This window comes from Mesorhizobium sp. SEMIA396, from assembly GCF_024518615.1.
Classification (GTDB): domain Bacteria; phylum Pseudomonadota; class Alphaproteobacteria; order Rhizobiales; family Rhizobiaceae; genus Mesorhizobium.
Genome location: NZ_JANIFC010000005.1, coordinates 1 through 17345, shown reverse-complemented (window position 1 = coordinate 17345; position 17345 = coordinate 1). Strand labels below are relative to the sequence as shown.

The 17345-nt window shown below is 62.5% G+C and carries 19 protein-coding genes; 10 read left to right on the top strand and 9 right to left on the bottom strand.

Going from position 1 to position 17345, the window contains the following annotated elements:
* The 3 genes from NP503_RS13920 (at position 1) to NP503_RS13910 (ending at position 2132) form a co-directional block, all read left to right on the top strand.
* Positions 1 to 717, top strand: coding sequence for a FadR/GntR family transcriptional regulator (locus NP503_RS13920; RefSeq protein ID WP_013529506.1), 717 nt, complete (start codon positions 1 to 3; stop codon positions 715 to 717).
* Positions 718 to 722: 5 nt separating this feature from the next.
* Complete coding sequence (locus NP503_RS13915; RefSeq protein ID WP_127328209.1) at positions 723 to 1703, top strand: hydroxyacid dehydrogenase; 981 nt, start codon at positions 723 to 725, stop codon at positions 1701 to 1703.
* Positions 1704 to 1985: 282 nt separating this feature from the next.
* Positions 1986 to 2132: a hypothetical protein gene (locus tag NP503_RS13910; protein WP_236383014.1), complete on the top strand. Its 147-nt coding sequence runs from the start codon at positions 1986 to 1988 to the stop codon at positions 2130 to 2132.
* An 18-nt stretch (positions 2133 to 2150) separates the two neighbouring features.
* Here the strand turns inward: NP503_RS13910 and NP503_RS13905 are convergent, their stop codons facing one another.
* Positions 2151 to 3446 carry an amidase gene (locus NP503_RS13905; protein ID WP_127268322.1) on the bottom strand — a complete coding sequence of 432 codons (1296 nt, stop codon included), beginning with the start codon at positions 3444 to 3446 and terminating at the stop codon, positions 2151 to 2153.
* A gap of 120 nt (positions 3447 to 3566) precedes the next feature.
* Between NP503_RS13905 and NP503_RS13900 the strand changes: the two genes are divergently transcribed.
* Entirely contained in the window at positions 3567 to 3914 is a 348-nt protein-coding gene (locus NP503_RS13900; RefSeq protein ID WP_127268321.1) for a GFA family protein, read from the top strand.
* A 60-nt stretch (positions 3915 to 3974) separates the two neighbouring features.
* On the opposite strand, the gene NP503_RS13895 is transcribed toward NP503_RS13900, so the two are convergent.
* A complete protein-coding gene (locus tag NP503_RS13895) occupies positions 3975 to 4883 on the bottom strand; it encodes an SDR family oxidoreductase (protein WP_127268320.1) in 909 nt (302 codons plus the stop codon).
* A gap of 99 nt (positions 4884 to 4982) precedes the next feature.
* Between NP503_RS13895 and NP503_RS13890 the strand changes: the two genes are divergently transcribed.
* The 3 genes from NP503_RS13890 (at position 4983) to NP503_RS13880 (ending at position 7650) form a co-directional block, all read left to right on the top strand.
* A complete protein-coding gene (locus NP503_RS13890; protein ID WP_236383011.1) occupies positions 4983 to 5561 on the top strand; it encodes a TetR/AcrR family transcriptional regulator in 579 nt (192 codons plus the stop codon).
* Positions 5562 to 6076: 515 nt separating this feature from the next.
* Entirely contained in the window at positions 6077 to 7048 is a 972-nt protein-coding gene (locus NP503_RS13885; RefSeq protein ID WP_164748935.1) for an AraC family transcriptional regulator, read from the top strand.
* 170 nt (positions 7049 to 7218) lie between these two features.
* Positions 7219 to 7650 (top strand): DUF4437 domain-containing protein, encoded by a 432-nt coding sequence (locus tag NP503_RS13880; protein ID WP_127268317.1) that lies wholly within the window; start codon positions 7219 to 7221, stop codon positions 7648 to 7650.
* A gap of 116 nt (positions 7651 to 7766) precedes the next feature.
* Here NP503_RS13880 and NP503_RS13875 read toward each other — a convergent pair whose 3' ends face one another.
* The 7 genes from NP503_RS13875 to NP503_RS13845 all read right to left on the bottom strand — a co-directional run bounded on the left by NP503_RS13875 (position 7767) and on the right by NP503_RS13845 (position 14586).
* The gene (locus NP503_RS13875; RefSeq protein ID WP_127268316.1) at positions 7767 to 8852 is read right to left on the bottom strand and encodes an ABC transporter ATP-binding protein; all 1086 of its coding nucleotides are present in this window, start codon (positions 8850 to 8852) and stop codon (positions 7767 to 7769) included.
* 106 nt (positions 8853 to 8958) lie between these two features.
* Positions 8959 to 10062, bottom strand: coding sequence for an ABC transporter ATP-binding protein (locus tag NP503_RS13870; protein ID WP_127272298.1), 1104 nt, complete (start codon positions 10060 to 10062; stop codon positions 8959 to 8961).
* On the bottom strand, positions 10059 to 10280 hold the full coding sequence (locus NP503_RS13865) for a hypothetical protein (protein WP_127268335.1): 222 nt from the start codon (positions 10278 to 10280) through the stop codon (positions 10059 to 10061). The genes NP503_RS13870 and NP503_RS13865 overlap by 4 nt, the downstream gene beginning before the upstream one ends.
* Positions 10277 to 11236 carry a carbohydrate ABC transporter permease gene (locus NP503_RS13860; RefSeq protein WP_127268334.1) on the bottom strand — a complete coding sequence of 320 codons (960 nt, stop codon included), beginning with the start codon at positions 11234 to 11236 and terminating at the stop codon, positions 10277 to 10279. Before NP503_RS13860 ends, NP503_RS13865 begins: the two co-directional genes overlap by 4 nt.
* Position 11237: 1 nt before the next feature.
* The gene (locus tag NP503_RS13855) at positions 11238 to 12143 is read right to left on the bottom strand and encodes a carbohydrate ABC transporter permease (RefSeq protein WP_023812446.1); all 906 of its coding nucleotides are present in this window, start codon (positions 12141 to 12143) and stop codon (positions 11238 to 11240) included.
* Between the two features lie 70 nt (positions 12144 to 12213).
* Entirely contained in the window at positions 12214 to 13530 is a 1317-nt protein-coding gene (locus tag NP503_RS13850; RefSeq protein WP_127268333.1) for an ABC transporter substrate-binding protein, read from the bottom strand.
* A gap of 360 nt (positions 13531 to 13890) precedes the next feature.
* The gene (locus NP503_RS13845) at positions 13891 to 14586 is read right to left on the bottom strand and encodes a TetR/AcrR family transcriptional regulator (protein WP_127268332.1); all 696 of its coding nucleotides are present in this window, start codon (positions 14584 to 14586) and stop codon (positions 13891 to 13893) included.
* A gap of 111 nt (positions 14587 to 14697) precedes the next feature.
* Between NP503_RS13845 and NP503_RS13840 the strand changes: the two genes are divergently transcribed.
* From NP503_RS13840 to NP503_RS13830, 3 genes are read left to right on the top strand one after another with little or no spacing between them, the layout of a single operon-like run.
* Positions 14698 to 15894 (top strand): Tm-1-like ATP-binding domain-containing protein, encoded by a 1197-nt coding sequence (locus NP503_RS13840; RefSeq protein ID WP_127268331.1) that lies wholly within the window; start codon positions 14698 to 14700, stop codon positions 15892 to 15894.
* 13 nt (positions 15895 to 15907) lie between these two features.
* A complete protein-coding gene (locus tag NP503_RS13835; protein ID WP_127268330.1) occupies positions 15908 to 16771 on the top strand; it encodes a phosphoenolpyruvate hydrolase family protein in 864 nt (287 codons plus the stop codon).
* Positions 16772 to 16778: 7 nt separating this feature from the next.
* The gene (locus NP503_RS13830; RefSeq protein WP_127268329.1) at positions 16779 to 17195 is read left to right on the top strand and encodes a cupin domain-containing protein; all 417 of its coding nucleotides are present in this window, start codon (positions 16779 to 16781) and stop codon (positions 17193 to 17195) included.
* Positions 17196 to 17345 lie beyond the last annotated feature (150 nt).

The window sequence follows — 17345 nt, the reverse complement described above, 5'->3', positions numbered from 1 at the left end:
ATGAAAGAAAAGAACCTCCTCGCGGAACTCGCTGCCTACCTGTTCTCCCATTCGGACAAGGAGAGCGGCCGTACGCCTTCGGAACGCGAACTGGCGGAGCATTTCGCTGTCAGCCGCGGCCAGATCCGCGAGGCGCTGGCCATCCTTGAGGCCATGCGCATCGTTGAGCGCCGGGCCAAGTCCGGCATCTACATCGACACCAAGCAGGCCAGCGTGGAGGCCATGGCGCTCTTTGCCCGCGCGGGCCTGCCGCTCGACCCGATCCAGATCTACGAAACGGTCGAACTGCGCAAGATCCACGAGATCAAGGCGGCCGAACTTGCCTGTTCGCGCGCCACAGAGGAGAATTTCGAGCGGCTGCGCGAGATACTGAAAGCTTCGGAAGAGCGCATTGCCGCCGGCGAAGGGCTTGCCAGGGAAGACCGTGAATTCCACCTCGAGATCGTGCGCGCCACCAAGAACAGCGTCTTCCACAATGTCTGCAGCGTCTACTATATGATGGGCGAGCAGCGCCTGCCGATCTATTTCAACGACCCCGAGCGCAACGTGCGCTCGCATGCCGAGCATATCCAGATCTATGAGGCGCTGCTGCGCCGCGATGGCAATCTCGCCCAGGCGCTGATGAGCGCCCATTTGCAAGGGGCTGAGAGCTACTGGAAAGGCCTGATCGAGGGCCATGGCGAGGAACCTCAAAGCCCGGCGCTCGAAAAAGCTTGACCGACATGACCCGAATCCTCACCACCCACGCCCTGCACCCGCGCGCCTCGGCCATGCTGGCCGGCGCCGGAGAACTCGTCGTCGCCTCCGCCATCGATCCGGCCACGCTGGCCGCCGAGGCGAAGGATGCCGACATCGTCATCGTGCGCGCGCCGCTGCCACCACAGCTTTTCGACGGCGCAAAGCTGCTGCGGGCGGCAATCCGTCATGGCGCCGGGCTCGACATGATCCCCATGGAAGCAGCGACGGCCGCCGGCGTGCTGGTGGCGAATGTGCCGGCGGTCAATGCCCGCTCGGTTGCCGAGCACGTCATGTTCGCGGCGCTGGCTTTGCTGCGCAACTTCCGCGTCGTTGACCGCGACCTGCGCACCAAAGGCTGGCTTGCCGGCCGCGAGCACGCCAATTCCAACAGCGAGTTTGCCGGCAAGACGATCGGCATCGTCGGCCTCGGCGCCGTTGGCCAGGCGGTCGGCCATATCGCGGCGCACGGCTTCGACCTGAAGGTGGTGGCAACGACGCGCAGCATGCAGCCGGCGCCGGACAAGGTCGGCTTCCTGTCGATCGACGCTCTCGTCGAGCAGAGCGACATCATCGTTCTGTGCTGCCCGCTGACGCCGGAAACGCGCGGCCTGATCAACCGTGAGCGGATCGCCCGCATGAAGCCGCATGCGCTGCTGATCAACGTGTCGCGCGGACCGGTCATCGATGACGATGCGCTGATCGAGGCATTGCAGAAACGCCGTATCGGCGGTGCCGCGCTCGATGTTTTTGCGACACAGCCGCTGCCGTCGAACCATCCCTATTTCGGCTTCGACAATGTCATCATCACGCCGCACCTGGCCGGGATCACCGAGGAATCGATGATGCGCATGGGCGTCGGCGCGGCGGGTGAAGCCTTGTTGGTGCTGGCCAACAAGCTGCCGGTCAATCTGCGCAATCCGGAAGTGGTCGATCACTATCGGCGGCGGTTTCCGGCGAGCCCGTAACACATCGCGGTTTCGCCCCAATTCTCCGCGACGTTGAGAGCCATGCCGATCCACGGCTCGCATTCCTGGTAGTCGTCGTCTGTTCGCTCTGCGCCATGCCGTCATTCGCGGCCGAAAGCAGTTATGTCTATTGCGACAACGGACTGCGCTGCTTCAAGGCGCCCTGCCCGTCGAACAGCGTGCTCGACCTTGCCACCGGGGCGATCATCAAGGGCGTCTCGATCGATCCAAGCGGATTGCCGCAGGCCGACAAGGCGATAACCGATCTTTCCGACGCGCTTTATGCCGGCAAGATCGTCGTCAGGGGCTCGATCGAGCACCGCACCCCAGACCATCACCGGCGAGAAGTACAATCTGCCCTGGCTGGTCGCGACCCGTATCGTGCGGACCGCCAAGGACAGCGAACGCAAGCACTGTTCGTCGCACTGATAGGCAGTTCAGCCCTGGTCACGCGCCAAGCAGCTGCTCTATTTCGGCAGCAATCCGCAGCAGGCGCCGGTCATGCCCGTTGCGCGCCACCAGCATCAATCCGGCGGGCAGCGGAGTGCCCGGCATCGGTAGCGAGATCGCGCAGAGATCGAACTGGTTGGCGACCTGCGTGTTGCGCAGCAGCAGGCCCTCGGTGCGGTCGCGCAGCTCGGCGTCGTCAGCCATCGAGACGATGGTCGGCGCCGTCACCGGCGTGGTCGGCAGAGCCAGCACATCGACCGATGCCAGCCGCTCGTCCATGGCGGCGGCAAGTGCTGCGCGACGACGCATTGCCCTGATGTAGACAGGCGTCGGCAGCATTGCCGCCCGCGACAAAGGTCCGCTGACATGCGGGTCGACCGGCACCGACGCTCCTGTCGCCAGCCAGTCGGCATGCACTTCGGCCCCTTCCATCGCAGCGATCGAGCCACGCTTGGTCGCCGCGCGCAAATCGGCGAGCAGATCGTCGATCGACAGGTCGGCGATCCGCGCGCCTGTCTGCTCGATCTTGCCAAGGCAGCGGTCGAACGCGGTCGCCACCTCGTCTTCCGTCTCTTCGAAAAGGACGCCGCGCGGAATGCCTATGCGAAGCCCTGCAAGGGCAATCGGCGCCAGCGCGGTCGGCACCTCGCCGGCCATCACGGCGTCGGCGGCGGCACACTGGGCGACGGTTCGGGTAAGCGGCCCGATCGAGTCCAGCGTGGCGGACAATGGGAACGCGCCGGCGAGCGGCACACGTCGCGCTGTCGGCTTGAAGCCGACGACACCGTTGAGTGAAGCCGGTATGCGTATCGAACCGCCGGTATCGGAACCGATCGATATTTCGCTTGTCGCCTCGCCGACGGAAACGCCTGCGCCCGAGGAAGAGCCGCCCGGAATGCGGCTGGCGTCCACGGCATTGCCAGGCGTGCCGAAATGCCTGTTGTCGCCGATCGCGGTGAAGGCGAATTCGGTCATGTTGGTCTTGCCTATGATGACCGCGCCGGCCTGCCGCAGCCGGCTGACGATGGCCGCGTCGCTTTGGGCGGGCGCCGCGGTCTTGCGCATCAGCGAACCGGCCGTGGTCGGCTCGCCGGCGACATCGAACAGGTCCTTGATCGAGACGACGGTGCCGTCGAGCGGCCCTAGCGTCACACTTGCCCGCTTGCGGGCATCGCTGGCATCAGCCGCGGCCCGTGCGGCTTCGGCATAGAGCTTCGTGAACACGTGCTCTTCGCCGGCACGGGCGGCGAGGCGCGCAAGAATGATTTCCAGATGATCACGAACGGATTGCATTTTCGGTGTCGGACTCCGGACGCCTCGAACGTCTTAAGGGGGTGCGGCCAGTGCATGGCTTGCCCAGACTTAACCCGGCGCAGGCAGTTTTGCACCCTGTCGAATACGAGGAAAAGCCCGATGCTCTACAAAGGCAGCTGCCACTGCGGCAAGGTGGCCTTCGAATTCAAGGCCGAACTGACCGGTGCCATCAGGTGCAATTGTTCGATCTGCACGCGCAAGGGCGCCCTGCTGTGTGCCATTCCGCATGAGACCTTGCGGGTCCTGGCCTGGGGCGACGATTTGGGCACCTACACATTCGGCAACCATGCCATCGCGCACCGGTTCTGCCGGGCCTGCGGCATCCATCCCTTTGCAGAGGATGTCCGCGAAGGGCGTGAACGCAGCGCCTACATCAATATCAACTGCGTGGCCGATCTCGATCCCTCGACCCTGTCGGTCTTCGATTTCGACGGGCGGTCCGCCTGACGCAATTCCAGGAAAAGTGCGCAGCGGTTTTCCGTCCGGAATTGCGCAGGAACCAATTACCTATCGATAGCCCGTCGCATCGGCGGGCTTGCCGGCGTCCTGAACCTCGGGAACATAACGCCAGGCGTCGGGCCGTGAGCCGTCGAGGTCGGTAAAGCCGTAGACCTGCGCCAGCCCGCCGCTGGACAGCGACTGTCCGTTCCAGCGCGAGCGGTCCGGATCCGCCGCCAAAGCCGCAACGGCGCGGCCGACGAAACGTGGCGTCTCGGAAATGACGAAATGCGGCACCTCAGTGGTGGCGTCGCGCCAATTGCCCTCGCTCACGCCAAAGGCTTCCAGCATCATCTCCGAACGCAGCCAGCCGGGCGTCAGCGACACGGACGTTGCGTCGTGTTTTGCGAGATCCTGGGCATGCGCCCATGCCATGCGCGTCAGCGCGACCTTGGCGAGATCGTAGAATGGCGACAGCCGGTAGTGATCGGCATTGTATTCGGCCGTGCCGTCTGTGACCTCGACGAGCAGCCCGCCCGGACGTTCGATCAACAGCGGCAGCGCATGGTGCGCGGTGATCAGATGCGTGTCGATGCCGAGCCGCAGCATGCGCAGGCCATTGTCCAGATTGTGGTCCCAGACCGGTTTGTCCCACTCGAACAGTTTCTCGCCACCCCAGATGTCATTCACCAGTATGTCGAGCCGGCCTTGTTCGGTGCGGATGCGCTCGACCAGTTTGCGCACATCGTCGGCCACCAGATGATCGATCTGAACGGCGATGCCCTTGCCTCCGTTCGCCGAGACCAGTTCCGCTGTTTCCTCGATGGTTTCGGGCCGGGCATATTCGGATTGCTGGGCGCGCGTGCTGCGCCCGGTGACATAGACGGTGGCGCCGGCTGCGCCGAGTTCGATCGCTATGCCCCGTCCGGCGCCGCGCGTCCCGCCGGCGACCAGAGCAACTTTCCCTTGCAGCGTCATTGAACTCTCCCAAAAACGGACTCATCGATCAGACAAGGCTGGCTTGTGCTGTTCGCGCCATATATATAAATGATCATTCGGTTATATCGGGATGTCAAGATGACACGGCCAAAAACCCAGTCCGACGAGCAGGTGCTGGAGACCGCGCACCGGCTAATCCACGAGCATGGTCCCGAAGCACTCACCTTCGAGCGTCTGGCAAAGGCCTGCGGTCTCTCCGGTGCAACGCTGGTGCAGCGCTTCAAGAACAAGGTGCAGCTGAAACAGCGCACTTTGCTGCACGCCTGGGACGGTCTCGACGAGAACACCAGAAAGCTGGCAGCCACCGTTCCCAGAACCCCCACCGGTGCGGTCGCGTTGCTGGTGGCGCTGTCGCAATCCTATGGCGGCATCGAATCCTATGCCGAAGGCCTGCTTGTCCTGCGCGAGGATCTGCGCGATCCCGTGCTCAGGGCGCGGGGTGCGGCCTGGAAGGCGTTCCTGTGCGACACACTTGCAGCCTGTTTTGCCAAGACGCCCAACCCGCCACGCGACATCGGCCTGCTGATGGCCTCGCATTGGCAAGGCTCGTTGCTGTGGTGGAGCTTTGACCCGGCGATCGAAGTGGCCGCCTATGTCGAGGACAGCCTGAACCGCTTCGTCGCTGCCATCACAACGGCGCCGGCCCGAAAACCGTGATGGTTCTTGGCGTCTCGGCTATGAATCCGATGCCGCCTTCGGCCGCGCCTTCAAGCGCGTCATCGGCTCGGCGCGCAGCCATCTCCGGGCCGAGGAACAGGCCGATATCCGCCAGGCCAGCTGACGCACAGGGTTTCGAACTCAGCTTGCCAAAGGCAGCAGCCAGTTCGGTGGTCCCGGCAGCTTTTCGCGATAGGAATTTTTTCTTGACTCGGTGACCTCAGCTATGCTACATTTCTGTCTATGGTGCTGATTTGCGCCAGTGACCCGCCGCACAGGCGGGTTTTTCGTTTGATGCTCCGTCCCTACGCCTGGCGAAAGCTCCGAAGGAACCCGTTGACCCGAGTTCGTTGCCCTGAGCCGACGCATGGAGGCCGTGACGGACTGGTGATTCCAGGCTAAAGCAATTCCAGGAAAAGTGTGAAGCGGTTTTTCCGTCCGGAATTGCGTCAAAACAAAGAGATAGAGCGGTTCAACGTTTCCGTTAAACGATGAACTGCTCTAGAAAAATCCGCATGGTTTTCACCTCGCCCAAGACTGCCTTGCCGGCCTCGGAGGGTCCGCTCACCGACATCTTGCGCGGATTGCGGCTTGATGGCGTCGACTATGGCCGCTGCGAACTTTCAGAGCCATGGGCCGTGTTGTTTCCTGCCCAGAAGGCAGCAAGATTTCACTTCATTGGCCGCCGCGGATGCTGGCTGTTCTCGCCAGCCGGAGAATGGATTGAGCTGACACCCGGCGATGCGTTGCTCTTGCCGCGCGGCGCCGAGCATGTCGTTGCCAGCGCGCCTGGCATTCCTGCCGTGCCGATCGAAAGCTACACTGTCGAGCCTTTGCAGGACAATGTCTTCAATGTCTCCAATGGCGGCCACGGCCCGAAAATCTTGCTGTTTTGCGGCAGCATGCACTTCAACCTGGACGGATCGCACCCCTTGCTGGGCATGATGCCGGACATGATGCGCGCCAAGGAATTGATGGCTGGCGAGCCAGGTATTCCGCATCTGCTGCAAGCCATGGCCGGCGAGATCACCATGAACCGCGCCGGTTCCGGCGGCATGCTGGCGCGGCTGGCCGACGTACTGGCTGCAAGCATCATCCGTTCATGGGTGGAAAACAGCGGCGGCGACACCAGAGGCTGGATCGCGGCGATCAGGGATCGCGACATCGGCCGCGTAGTTGCCGCCATTCATCTGCAGCCCGACAGGAACTGGACTGTCGAAGCGCTGGCGCGCGAAATGGGCGCCTCGCGATCGGCCTTCGCCGAACGCTTCACGGCCGTCGTTGGCGAAACACCGGCGAGATATGTCGCCCGGATACGCATGCACCAGGCGCGGCAATGGCTGATCGATGATCGGATGCGGGTTTCGGTGGTCGCCGCCAGACTGGGTTACGATTCCGAAGCGTCGTTCAGCCGGGCGTTCAAGCGCATCATAGGCATCGCGCCCAGCCACCTGCGCACCGTCGACGGCAGCTCCGAAAACCGCTGAGGCGATCCCGGATCCGCGGCCATGGATCGCAGGGTCTGGATGAATTGCCGGGTCTGGATGAATTGCCAAGCCTTCCGGACGCAATGCCATTGCCGGGCCACCCGCATGCAATAGCTTGCCATAACCAGGCAGCCAGAGGCCGGCGTCCAGTCGGTCCGAAGAGGAGAACCATGCCAGATCATCTGAAGGTCATCGCACTCGCCGTCATGCTTGCGGTTCCCGGGCGCGCCTTTGCCCTCGAGGACAGCTACCTGCCGGCCGACAAGATCCCCTATGTGGCGGAAGTACCCGACCAGCCGCATCGTCTTGGCCCATTGTGGGGCGAGCGGGCCAAGGGCCCGGCAGGCACGTTGCTGAAGGTTCCCGGCAACTGGCGTGCACCGGTCCATGCGCACACCGCGGATTATCGCGCGGTGGTCATAAAGGGGCTGTGGGCGCACTGGCAGATGGATGGCGGCGAGGCGACCAAGGTCGAACTGCCTCCTGGATCCTACTGGACCCAGAAAGCCAATGAGATGCATGACGACGCCTGCGTCTCCGACACGGAATGCGTGATCCTGCTGATCAACGACACGCCCTACGAAACCTACTTCCAGAAATAGGCTGGGATGCGGCCTCACGCATGTCGCCCAAAAGTGACCTCGGTTTTGGGAGAACGACATGCACAAAAACAAAGACCTAAAGCGCGTCGCATGAATCCGTTTCAGCGCGACGCGCTTTATGAGGCGTGCCGCAAGCTGACGCCGCTGCCCTTGTCGAACAGCACCACCTTGTCGGGGTTCCAGGCAAAGCGCACCGCCTGCTCGATGGCGACGTCGGTCCTGGCCGGCACGGTGGCACGCAGTGTCGCGTCGCCGACGCGCAGCGTCAGGATCTTTTCGACGCCGTGGTTCTCGACGTCGTGGACATGCGCCTCGACCGGCGCGCCGCTCTCGAGATAGACGTCCTCGGGACGAATGCCGAAGACGAGCGGGCGACCGTCGGTCGCCCCGCCCGCTTTGGCTCCCCCCGAAAAAGGCAGTTCGAAGTTCAACGGCGCCATCACCGCGCGGCCGTTCACAAGCTTGCCGTCGATGAGGTTCATTGGCGGCGAGCCGACGAAGCTCGCCACATAGGTATCGCGCGGATTGTTGTAGATCTCGTGCGGCGTGCCGGTCTGAACGATGCGGCCATGGTTGAGCACGCCGACCTTGTCGCCCATCGACATCGCCTCGATCTGGTCGTGGGTGACGAACAGGAAGGTGGCGCCGAGCTGCATCTGCAGGTTCTTCAGTTCAGTCCGCAGCGCCTCGCGCAGCTTGGCGTCGAGCGCAGACAGCGGCTCGTCCATCAGGAACACACGCGGCTTGCGCACGATGGCGCGGCCGATCGAGACGCGCTGCATCTCGCCGCCGGACAGCCGATCCGTCTTGCGGTCGAGCAGGTGCTCGATCCGCAGCGTACGGGCGGCACGGTCGACGCGATCCTTGATCTCGGCGTCGGGCAGCCGGCGAATTTTCGGCTTCAGCGGGAATTCGAGATTTTCGCGCACCGTGTAGCGCGGATAGAGCGAGTATTGCTGCAGCACCAGCGCCACGTCACGCTCGGCCGCACCCCAGTCGGCGACGTCGACGCCGTCGATGAAGACCTGGCCTTCGCTCGGCTTTTCCAGGCCGGCGATAAGCCGCAGCGTCGTCGTCTTGCCGGCGCCCGTCTCGCCCAGCAGCACGAAGAACTCGCCATCGGCAATATCGAGATCGAGCCCGGTGAGCGCAGTGTGGTTGCCGAAAGTCTTCGAGATGTTCTTGAGCTGGATATGGGCCATGTCTATCGTCCCGATCTCTTTTTCGAGGGTGTCTGCCCTCCGCTATAGCTCCGGGCGTTCGATTGTTCGAAAGGCCAAGTCATTGGCCTTTCGTGTCCTTCGGCCATCACAATCTCACTCCCAGCGACTTGCCGCTTGCCGTGTCGAAGAAATGCGCTTGGGCCGGATCGATCCTGGCGAACACCTTCTGGCCGGGACCGGCGACGAAGCCGCTCTTGGTGCGTGCGCGCAGCATCTTTGAGCCGACCTTGAGATCGACAATGTCGAAGGAGCCAAGCGGCTCGACGATCTGCGTCTCGACCGGCAAAAACCCCTCCGTCGCCTCGCGGCGGATGAGAACGCCTTCCGGCCGGATGCCGAGCGCGAGCTGGCCGCCTGCATGGCCGTTGAGCTTCGACAGCAGCGCCCGCGGGAACTCGAAGCCGGCGGGAGCCCCGCCGACCGTCACCGAGACCGAGGACGCCGTCTCGGCGACTGCCGCATCGGCGACGTTCATCACCGGACTGCCGACGAATTGCGCCACGAACAGATTGGCCGGGTGCGAATAGACCTCGTCGGGCGAGCCGACCTGCTGCAGCACGCCTTCATGCATGATGACGATGCGGTCGGCGAGGCTCATCGCCTCGATCTGGTCGTGCGTCACATAGATGGTTGTCGACCCCTGCTTGATGTGCAGCCGCTTGATTTCCGCGCGCATCTCCTCGCGCAGCTTGGCGTCGAGCGCGCCGATCGGCTCGTCCATCAGCATGGCCTTCGGCCGCCGCACCAGCGCCCGGCCAATGGCGACGCGCTGCATGTCGCCACCCGAGAGCGCCGATGGCTTCTTGTCCAGCAGATCGGTGATTTGCAGCGTCTTGGCGACGGAGCGAACCTCGCTGTCGATCTCCGTCTTGCTCTTGCGCGTGGCGCGCAAGGGGAAGGCGATGTTCTCGTAGACGCTCATATGCGGATAGAGCGAGAACGACTGGAAGACCATGGCAATGTCGCGGTCGGCGGCCTTTAGATGCTGGATCGGTTTGCCGTCGATGAGGATGTCGCCCTCGTCGATCGTTTCCAGCCCGGCGATGGCCCGCAGCGTCGTCGTCTTGCCGCAGCCCGACTGGCCGAGCAGAACGATGAACTCGTTGTCGGCGATCTTGAGGTTCAGGTCCTTGATGACCTGGACGGCGCCGAAGAATTTCTGGACGCCGCGAAGCTCGATCTGGGTCAATGCTGTGCTCCCGGATTGCGCACCTGGCCGGTGCCGGCCTTTTCCTCAGGCGCGATCTTGGAGGTTACGTTGAAGCCGACCAGCCCGATCAGGATGATGGTCAGGCCATATGTGTGCAACAACAGGTTCCAGGGCTGGCAGAGTGCTATGATGCCGAGCACCATCAGCACCTGCGAACCGGGCTCCAGATATTTCTGGTTGATGGCACGAAAGCTCATTTGCGAATCGCTCCGAAGGACATGCCGCGCAGCAGATGGTTGCGGAGCAGGAACGTGAAGATCGCGACCGGCAGCAGGAATAGAAAGGTTCCGGCGGCGATCACCGTCCAGTCCGGCAGGCCCGAGCCGACCTGGCTCGGGATGAAGGGCGGTGCGGTCTGGGCGCGGCGGTTGGTCATGATCAGTGCGAAGGCATATTCGTTCCACGCGGTGATGAAGCAGAACACCGCGGTGGCGGCGATGCCGGTGGCCGCCTCGGGCAGCACGATCTTGAAGAAGGCCTCCATGCGCGTGTAACCGTCGACCAGGGCCGCCTCTTCATACTCTTTCGGTATCTCATCCATAAAACCCTTCATCAGCCACACCGAGAAGGACAGGTTGAACGCGGTGTAGAGGATGATCAGGCCCACATGCGTGTCGTTGAGGCCGACCGCCCGGTACATCAGGAACATCGGGATCGCCACCACCACCGGCGGGAGCATGCGTGTCGACAGGATGAAGAAGAGCAGGTCAGCCTCCCCCTTCACCTTGAAGCGCGAAAAGCCATAGGCGGTGAAGGTGCCCATGCCGACCGCCAGCACCGTGGAGGTGATGGCGATGATCAGCGAGTTCATGAAGCGGCTCGGATAGCCGGACCATTGCACCTGGCCCTTGCCGTCGCGCACGATCTTTTCACCGCCGTCGAAGACGACGCGCTCCCACCAGGGCGCTGCCGCATACTCTTCCGGCGTCGGCGCGCTGCGCAGTTGCGAGCGCTTGGTGAACAGTTTGACGAAGGGCGATATCTCCGGCTGGAACACCACCGTCGGCGGGATGGTCGTGGCAAGATTGCGCGGCTTGAACGCCGTCGAGGCGATCCAGTAGATCGGCGCCAGGAAGATGATCGTCACCAAAAGGACGACGACGATGGCGACGCGATTGAAGCCGATTTCGGAAGAAGTGCGGACGGCGGCCATCTCAGCGCTCCTTCACCTTGTTGAGGTATTTGACGTAGATGTTGGTGATAGCCAGCACCATGATCAGCACGATGTAGGCAAGCGCGCAGGAGCGCCCGGTCTGCCATTCCTGGAACGCCATCTTGTAGAGCCGGATCGAGATCACCTCGGTGGTTGGCTGGCTGGTCAGGATGTAGGCGAGATCGAAGGTCTTGAACGCCTCCATGGTGCGGAAGATGATCGCGATCATCAGAATCGGCGCGACCAGCGGCAGCGTAATGCGAAAGAAGGTATAGAACGAGCCGGCGCGGTCGATCGCCGCCGCCTCGTAGAGGTGCTTCGGCACTGCCGACAGGCCGGCAAGCGACAGCAGCATGACGAAGGGCGACCACATCCAGATGTCGGTGATGGCAACCGCGTAGAGCGCCATGTCAGGGTTGGACAGCCACTCGAAATTGCCGAGGCCGAGTGCATAGTTGATGACACCCCATGATGGATCATAGAGCAGTTTCCAGAACAGACCGACGACGGCCATCGACAGCATCATCGGCAACAGCAGCAGTGTCGTCAGCAGGCCCTTCAGCGGGATATCGCGGTTGAGCAGCAACGCCACGCCAAAGCCGACGATGACCTGACCGACCACGGAGACGATGACATATTTGGCGGTGATGGCGAAATTCGACCAGATGAACGGGTCGTTCAGCAGTTCGCGGTAATTCTGCAGTCCGACGAAATTGGCCGCCGCCGGGCTCGACGCGCGAAAGTCGGTGAACGAATAGCCGAGCGAATAGAGCAGTGGAAAGATGTTGAAGACGATCAGGAAAACGATCGTCGGAATGATGAAGAGATTTCGGATCGTGAGATCGCTCATGCCGCGGGTGGCGGAGCGCGAGTTGGGATCCAGCGTGGTCATGACTGCAGTGGCCAAGGCCAGTTCCTTCCTTGAGAAAAGAAAACGGAAGGGGTGGGCTCCCACCCCTTCCGAGCGTTAGTACCGCTTACTTCACGCGGTTGTACTTCTTGAACGTCGCGTTCCAGTCCGCGGCGAGCGCATCGAGCACTTCCTTGGCCGTGCCCTGATTGCCGGTGATGTACGGATAGACGCGTTGGTTCATCGCGATGAGCAGCTCGGCATATTCCGGCGTCGCCCAGAAGTCCTTCACCTTGAACATGGTTTCGTAGAAAGCCTTGTTGTAAGGCGTGGCGTTCTGGAATTCAGGCGACTCGAGCACCTTGGCACTTGCCGTGTAACCGCCGAGTTCCGCCCACTTCTTCTGCGTCTCGTCTTTGATGAACCATTCCAGGAACTTCATCGCCTCTTCCTTGTTGTTGGAATAGGAGATGACGGAGATGCCCTGGCCGCCGAGCGCGGCGAACTGGTCGCCGTTCGGGCCGGCAGGGTTGGCGAAGAAGCCTGTGTTCTTGGCATTCGGGTTCGAGGCTTCGTTGATGAGCGCCGGGAAGAAGGCGAAGTAGTTCATGCTCATCGCAGCCAGATTCTCGGTGATCGCCTGGTTGTCCTCGATGAAGAAGCTCTTGGCCCAACCAGGAGGTGTGAAGGAATAGAGTTCCTTGTAGACCTCGAGCGCCTTGACGTTCTGATCGGAGTTGATGATCCCGTCGACCTTGTAAGTGGCATAGTCGCCAAGTTCGCCGCCGTAGGAGAAGATGGCGTTCTCGACGCCCATCACCAGGGCATCATATGAATTGTCGGTGTAGATGGCGACGCCGTAGCGCTTCTGGTCGGGACGGTGGAAGAATTCGGCAATGTCGCGCAGCGCCTTGAAATCCTTCGGCACGCCGAGATCGTAGCCATACTTGGCCTTGAAGGCTTCCATTTCCTTGGGGTCCTCGAACCAGTCCTTACGGTAGGACCAGCCGACTGCGTCACCCTCGGCCGGGATCGACCAGTACTTGCCAGAGGCCGACGGATATTCGGCGTAGTACTTGACAGTCGCCGGCGCCATCACCTCCTTCAAATTATGCTTGTTGAAGAAGTCGGTAAGGTCGACATAGTGGCCCGCCTCGGATGCGGCACCGATCCACTGCGAGTCGCCGACCACCATGTCGTAGGCGCTGCCCTTAGCGTTGAACTCGGTGAATGCCTTGGTCTGGAAGTCGGACCAAGGTGTGGTTTCGACCGTGACCTTCACGCCGGTCTCGGCCTCGTAGAGATTGACGAGTTCCTGCAAATAGTTCGCCGGATCCCATTCCGCCCAGAATATGGTGAGTTCTTTGTCCTGCGCGTAAACGGACGTTCCGCAGGCAAGCGTTAAGCCGATACCAGCAAGTGCGCTGGTCACTAACTTGCGCATAATGATTTCCTCCCTTGTGCGCGTTCTACCTTATCGTGCGAGCCGGCAACGGGGCCGGCCCTGGTAGTTCCTCCCGTGATCGCACCTTCCCGGTTTCGAGCCTCCTCGCCCCTGCCGGAAAATGGATCGCAGCCCTCACTTTCGATCCGCTTTTCTGATCCAATCTGGTATTACCAATTTTGCATGCGCGTCAAGCCCTTTCTTGACAGCTTGACGTGGCCATTGCCATCGGATTCCGGCTTTATCTGCCTGTTTTACCAAGATTTTCCTACTCAGTGATATGATTGGGTATTGTCCGACACCCCACTCAACGGCTAAGATCAGTAGCGTGCATGCCAATCTGGTCGAACCAGATAGGCTCTATTTCATGACTGCCTTCGGATCGGGGCTGCCTCCTTCATCGACCGATTCCGCGACTGCCGCACGCACCAGCGCCCCGGCTGCCCACTGTGCGACCGCCCTCGTCCGGCGGCTGTCCAGTCCCCAGATATCCTTGAGCACAATCAGCACCTCGACGCCGAAGATCAGCGACAGCGCCTGCGCCAGCCGCTTGAAGTCGCGCGGCGGCAAACGGCTCTTGAGCGGCGCGATCGCATCTTTCAGCAAGTCGATGCGATGGCCGCGCGTAAAGGCGGGCTCAGCGCCCAGCGTGCCGGCCTGACGCCGCGCCCATTGATCGAGCGACAGCTTCAGTGCTGCCTTGAACGTGGCCTCGAAGGCCTCGATGCGCGGCATGGCCGTATCGAACAGCTCCGCGACCCGGCGCTCGGCATCGGCGGAGGTCGATTGCCAGGTGAGGATTGGCCCCAGCCCCTCGTCGACGACGGCCTGCACCAGTGCCGACTGGCTCGGGAAGTAACGATAGGCGGTGGCACGGGAAACCTCGGCCGCCTCGGCGACCTCGCTGACCGAGGGCGTGACGCCCGCCTGCATCAGCCTCGTTGCCGTCTCCAGCATCAGCCGTTTGGTCCGCGCGCGCGGCCCACGTTCGGGCACCGGGCCGGTTGCCCGTTCAGCGTCGTCGCTCGCAGTGGATTGTTGACGTGAGACATTCATACCAATACGATACGCGCGTCTCAAAAATTTGCAATGGTGTCCGCATCGTCGAGTGGCCCGGGCAATGAGCAATGGGGGCGGCATCGCGCCTGCCAGGATCGGGGGAGCGCAATGAAGCGTATCTATGTGGCGGGTACCGCGGACACGAAGGGCGAGGAGCTCGCCTTCCTGGCCGATGCGATCACTGCTGCGGGCGCCCTCGTTTGTCGTGTCGATGTCGGAACGCGCGACGCAACCATCCCCGTCGATATCGGCGCGAGGGAAATCGCCGACCATCATCCCGGCGGCCGTGACGCCGTGCTCGGCGGCAATGACCGTGGCGCCGCGGTCGCCGCGATGGGCATCGCCTTCGCCCGCTTCGTCCAGTCGCGCGCCGACATTTCCGGCATCATCGGCATTGGCGGCGGCGGCGGCACCTCGATCATCACGTCGGGCATGCGCGCCCTGCCGCTCGGCCTGCCCAAGATCATGGTCTCGACGCTCGCCTCCGGCGATACCGCACCCTATGTCGATGTCTCCGACATCATCATGATGCCTGCGGTGACCGACATGGCCGGACTGAACCGGATCTCCCGTGTCGTGCTGCACAATGCCGCCCAGGCGATCGTAGGCATGGCAACCAAGCCGGCGCCGCCACCCGACGGCAAACCATCGATCGGCCTCACCATGTTCGGCGTCACAACGCCTTGCGTGACCGCCATCGCCGACCAGCTCCGTTCCAGATATGACTGCATGGTCTTCCACGCCACCGGCACCGGCGGCCGCAGCATGGAAAAGCTGGCCGACAGCGGCTTGCTGTCCGGTATCGTCGACATCACCACGACCGAAGTCTGCGATCTGCTGTTCGGCGGCGTGCTGCCGGCGACGGAGGATCGTTTCGGCGCCATAGTTCGCACGGGGCTGCCCTATGTCGGCTCCGTCGGCGCGCTCGACATGGTGAACTTCTGGGCGCCTTCGACCATTCCGGAGCCCTATCGCGATCGGCTGTTCTACGAACACAATCCCAATGTCACGCTGATGCGCACCACGGCGGACGAATGCCGCGCGATCGGCGAGTGGATCGGCACCAGACTCGCCCGCTGCGGAGGGCCGGTGCATTTTCTCATCCCGGAAAAAGGCGTCTCGGCGCTCGACATCGAAGGCGGCGCCTTCTTCAACCCGGAAGCCGACGCCGTTCTGTTCGATGCCATCGAGCGCACCATCGAACCCAACAGCAAGCGCCGCGTGACGCGCCTGCCGCTGCATATCAACGACCCGGAATTCGCAAAGGCTGCAACATCAGCCTTCCTCGACATCGCCAGACAGTGAGAGATCCAGAAAGATGCCCGCCATACCGCGCAAGGATATACTGAAGAAATTCAGGGGAATGATCGCCAAGAGCGTGCCGATCGTCGGCGGCGGCGCCGGCACCGGCCTGTCGGCGAAAGCCGAGGAGGCTGGCGGCATCGACCTCATCATCATCTACAATTCCGGCCGCTACCGCATGGCCGGGCGCGGCTCGGCCGCCGGCCTGCTCGCCTATGGCAATGCCAACGAGATCGTCAAGGAAATGGCCTACGAGGTGCTGCCGGTGGTCAGACACACGCCTGTGCTGGCCGGCGTCAACGGCACCGACCCGTTCGTCATCATGCCGCTGCTGCTGGCAGAGCTGAAGACCATGGGCTTTTCCGGCGTGCAGAACTTTCCCACCATCGGCCTGTTCGACGGCAGCATGCGGCAAAGCTTCGAGGAAACCGGCATGGGCTTCGGGCTCGAGGTCGACATGATCGCCGAGGCGCACAAGCTCGATCTCTTGACCACGCCCTATGTCTTCAACCCCGACGAGGCCCGCGCCATGACAAAAGCCGGCGCCGACATCGTCGTCGCCCATATGGGTGTGACGACAGGCGGCTCGATCGGCGCCACCTCGGCCAAGTCGCTCGACGACTGCATCGTCGAGATCGATGCCATCGCCGACGCCGCGCGCTCGGTGCGCAAGGACGTCATCCTGCTTTGCCATGGCGGGCCGATCTCGATGCCCGACGACGCCCGCTACATCCTCTCCCATGCCAAGGGCCTGCACGGCTTCTATGGCGCCAGCTCGATGGAACGGCTGCCGGCGGAAGCCGCGATCGCCAAACAGACGGCCGATTTCAAGGCGGTGACACTTGGTGGTGACAAGACCACGAAGAAAAAGAAGGGATGATGAGACGATGACCGACACGAGCAAGGTATTTGTCTACCCGAAGGACGTCAGCGCCTTCGGTTTCGACTGGGGAAAACTGGCACTGACGGTGGCGCCGGAGGTGAATGGCGCGACCCGCTTTTCCGGCGGCGTGGTCGACCTGCCCTCCGGCAAGGGCCACACGCGCCACAACCATCCGGGCGCGGAAGAAATCATCTTCGTCATCTCCGGTCATGGCGAGCAGATGGTCGAGGACGAAAAGGGCAATCCGGTGGTCGCAAAAGTCGGCCCCGGCTGTACCATCTATGTCCCGGAAAGCCGCTTTCATTCGACGCTGAACACCGGCGACGGGCCGATGCAGCTTTTCGTCGTCTATTCGCCGGCCGGGCCTGAACTGGTTTTGCGCGAGCTGCCGGATTTCAGGCTGATCGCGCCGGGGCAGTGATGAACTTGTTCTAGGGTAGCGCTGCCCCTTGTATCTGCACGAGATGATTATGTGCGATGGAAGCGATTGAGCCTCGGGCCGGATGGCCATCCGGCCCGAGGCTTGGCGAAGTCGCCCGCTGCCCCTCCGGCTACAACCGTCAATGAGCTT

Bases quoted from the DNA above. Each gene is read 5' to 3' on its own strand.
- NP503_RS13910 (WP_236383014.1), top strand. From the start codon at position 1,986: ATGCCGGCAAGATCGTCGTCAGGGGCTCGATCGAGCACCGCACCCCAG.
- NP503_RS13840 (WP_127268331.1), top strand. From the start codon at position 14,698: ATGAAGCGTATCTATGTGGCGGGTACCGCGGACACGAAGGGCGAGGAG.
- NP503_RS13835 (WP_127268330.1), top strand. From the start codon at position 15,908: ATGCCCGCCATACCGCGCAAGGATATACTGAAGAAATTCAGGGGAATG.
- NP503_RS13885 (WP_164748935.1), top strand. From the start codon at position 6,077: ATGGTTTTCACCTCGCCCAAGACTGCCTTGCCGGCCTCGGAGGGTCCG.
- NP503_RS13860 (WP_127268334.1), bottom strand. From the start codon at position 11,236: ATGGCCGCCGTCCGCACTTCTTCCGAAATCGGCTTCAATCGCGTCGCC.
- NP503_RS13890 (WP_236383011.1), top strand. From the start codon at position 4,983: ATGACACGGCCAAAAACCCAGTCCGACGAGCAGGTGCTGGAGACCGCG.
- NP503_RS13915 (WP_127328209.1), top strand. From the start codon at position 723: ATGACCCGAATCCTCACCACCCACGCCCTGCACCCGCGCGCCTCGGCC.
- NP503_RS13845 (WP_127268332.1), bottom strand. From the start codon at position 14,586: ATGAATGTCTCACGTCAACAATCCACTGCGAGCGACGACGCTGAACGG.
- NP503_RS13830 (WP_127268329.1), top strand. From the start codon at position 16,779: ATGACCGACACGAGCAAGGTATTTGTCTACCCGAAGGACGTCAGCGCC.
- NP503_RS13850 (WP_127268333.1), bottom strand. From the start codon at position 13,530: ATGCGCAAGTTAGTGACCAGCGCACTTGCTGGTATCGGCTTAACGCTT.
- NP503_RS13900 (WP_127268321.1), top strand. From the start codon at position 3,567: ATGCTCTACAAAGGCAGCTGCCACTGCGGCAAGGTGGCCTTCGAATTC.
- NP503_RS13905 (WP_127268322.1), bottom strand. From the start codon at position 3,446: ATGCAATCCGTTCGTGATCATCTGGAAATCATTCTTGCGCGCCTCGCC.
- NP503_RS13865 (WP_127268335.1), bottom strand. From the start codon at position 10,280: ATGAGCTTTCGTGCCATCAACCAGAAATATCTGGAGCCCGGTTCGCAG.
- NP503_RS13875 (WP_127268316.1), bottom strand. From the start codon at position 8,852: ATGGCCCATATCCAGCTCAAGAACATCTCGAAGACTTTCGGCAACCAC.
- NP503_RS13880 (WP_127268317.1), top strand. From the start codon at position 7,219: ATGCCAGATCATCTGAAGGTCATCGCACTCGCCGTCATGCTTGCGGTT.
- NP503_RS13920 (WP_013529506.1), top strand. From the start codon at position 1: ATGAAAGAAAAGAACCTCCTCGCGGAACTCGCTGCCTACCTGTTCTCC.
- NP503_RS13895 (WP_127268320.1), bottom strand. From the start codon at position 4,883: ATGACGCTGCAAGGGAAAGTTGCTCTGGTCGCCGGCGGGACGCGCGGC.